This window comes from Acidovorax sp. LjRoot38 (assembly GCF_964252975.1).
Classification (GTDB): domain Bacteria; phylum Pseudomonadota; class Gammaproteobacteria; order Burkholderiales; family Burkholderiaceae_C; genus Acidovorax; species Acidovorax facilis.
The window spans coordinates 1-2,307 of the sequence record NZ_CAXUPT020000037.1 but is presented as its reverse complement, the minus strand read 5'-3'; the positions used below and the strand labels follow the sequence as shown (position 1 = coordinate 2,307).

The following is a 2,307-nucleotide window of genomic DNA, read 5'->3' as shown; positions in this document are numbered from 1 at the left end:
CGCACGGCATACGACATCGCGCGCCACCACCGCGACGAAGTGATCCCGCTGCGTAAGAGCATCTCTGAAGAAAACCAGCTTCGCTACAACGGGATGCTGATCAGCGTCTTTGAACTACTTGCCGACTCCCGCGACCAGGTGAACTCAGTGATGGCGGCTCTGAACGCCGAACAGCAGTTTTGGCTAGCGGACGCAGCCCTTCAAGCCTCCCTCATCGGCAAGCCCACCAGCGCAGGTGTCTCGGGCGGTGGCGCAGCCGCAGCCGAAGCTGGTGCAGGTCACTGATCCCTCAAGGAAACCAACATGAATTCAAGAAGAGATTTTTTCCGATTTGCGGGCATCGCCGGAGGGGCCGTGGCCGCAGCGAGTGTGAGCCGAGTGGCGATGGCAGCACTGCCGGAACCCGTGTACCAGACAAGTCCAGACACCATGGCGCCGCTCGTACCCAACTCCGGGCGTCCTTACAACCCGGTGGTCACGCTCAACGGCTGGACGCTGCCTTGGCGCATGAACCAGGGGGTCAAAGAGTTCCACTTGGTAGCAGAACCCGTCGTGCGCGAAATGGCTCCTGGCTTCAAGGCCCACCTGTGGGGATACAACGGCCAGAGTCCCGGTCCCACCATTGAAGTCGTGGAAGGCGATCGCGTCCGCATTTTTGTGACCAACAAGCTGCCCGAGCACACCAGCATCCACTGGCATGGACAGCGTTTGCCCAACGGCATGGACGGCGTGGCGGGCTTGAACCAGCCAGCGATCCAGTCAGGGAAGACCTTTGTCTACGAATTCGTGGCTCGCCGTCCAGGCACCTTCATGTACCACCCGCACGCCGATGAGATGACCCAGATGGCCATGGGCATGATGGGCTTTTGGATCACGCATCCAAAGACCAAGCATCCGCTGATTGATGAAGTGAATCGAGACTTTTGCTTCCTGCTCAGTGCCTATGACATTGAGCCCGGCGCCGCTACGCCCAAGGTCGCGGAAATGCTGAACTTCAATCTGTGGACGTGGAACAGCCGCATCTTTCCTGGCATCGATTCCTTGAACGTTCGGCTCAACGACAAGGTGCGCATCCGCATCGGCAACCTCACCATGACCAACCACCCGATGCATTTGCACGGACACGAGTTTCTGGTAACGGGCACGGACGGCGGTCCCACGCCCAAGAGCACCCGTCTCTATGAAGTGACAACCGACGTGGCCGTGGGCCAGATGCGCCAGATTGAGTTCCTCGCGGACGAAGAAGGCGACTGGGCGTTCCACTGCCACAAGAGCCACCACACCATGAATGCAATGGGTCACGACATTCCCACCATGATTGGAGTGGACCACCGCGGCGTTGCCAAGAAGATCAACAACCTGATCCCCGACTACATGGTCATGGGCGAGCGCGGCATGGCAGACATGACGGAAATGGAAATGCCCATTCCGGACAACACCATCCCGATGATGACCGGAGAAGGCCCGTTCGGCTCGGTCGAAATGGGCGGAATGTTCAGCGTCGTCAAAGTACGCCGCGACCAGAAGCCGGGCGACTACAAAAACCCGGGTTGGTACAAAAACCCGGAGGGCACGGTGGCCTACGAGTACACCGGCCCGATGGTTGAGCCCGCCCGCTTCAAGGCTGAAGGTGGCCAATCCATGCCCCGCAAAGAAAAGTCAAGTTCGGACACTGTCGTCAAGGTCAAAAAGCCGTCTTCGCACAGCGGCCATTGATCGCCCCCTTTCCTCATTCACAACGTAAGGTAACTATGAAAAGCACTCTTTCCCTGATCGCTGCCTCAACCCTGGTGGCTCTGTCTTTCAATAGCCTGGCAGGTGGTACTCACAGCGGTGGTCACGGCCACGGAAGCGAGGAGTCAGCCATAGGACAGCCAGGTACAGCAAGCAAGGTAAGCCGCACGATCAATGTTGACATGGCTGACACCATGCGCTTCACGCCCGCGGCAATCTCCGTCAAGCAGGGCGAGACTATCAAGTTCGTAATTAAGAACGGTGGTCAGGTCAAACACGAATTCAGCCTGGGTACCGATGCCGAACTCAAGGAACACTACGAGACGATGAAGAAGTTCCCGGATATGGAGCATGACGAACCCAGCAAAGTGTCGCTGGCTCCAGGCAAGCAAGGGGAAATCATCTGGCAGTTCACAAAGGCTGGTGAAGTCAAGTTTGCCTGCCTTTACCCAGGTCATTACGACGCGGGCATGAAGGGCCAGGTCACGGTGGTGAAGAAGTAAGCTGAAAAGTCTTCTACGCGATTGAACAAGGAGTTCCTATGAAAAACGCAAACAGTCTTTTAATCGGCGC

General features: G+C 57.6%; 2 protein-coding genes and 1 pseudogene. All 3 read left to right on the top strand.

The features are described from left to right. Window positions 1–285 (top strand): annotated as a pseudogene (locus ACSQ22_RS26230) (TolC family protein); the annotation flags it as partial. A gap of 18 nt (window positions 286–303) precedes the next feature. Next, window positions 304–1,716, top strand: a complete 1,413-nt coding sequence (locus ACSQ22_RS26225) for a multicopper oxidase family protein (protein ID WP_436131955.1) — start codon at window positions 304–306, stop codon at window positions 1,714–1,716. 35 nt (window positions 1,717–1,751) lie between these two features. Continuing rightward, complete coding sequence (locus ACSQ22_RS26220; protein WP_063459327.1) at window positions 1,752–2,237, top strand: cupredoxin domain-containing protein; 486 nt, start codon at window positions 1,752–1,754, stop codon at window positions 2,235–2,237. Window positions 2,238–2,307: the final 70 nt, after the last annotated feature.

What these genes read in the sequence shown, in the direction of transcription:
- ACSQ22_RS26220 (WP_063459327.1), top strand. Translation starts at nt 1,752, where the DNA reads ATGAAAAGCACTCTTTCCCTGATCGCTGCCTCAACCCTGGTGGCTCTG.
- ACSQ22_RS26225 (WP_436131955.1), top strand. Translation starts at nt 304, where the DNA reads ATGAATTCAAGAAGAGATTTTTTCCGATTTGCGGGCATCGCCGGAGGG.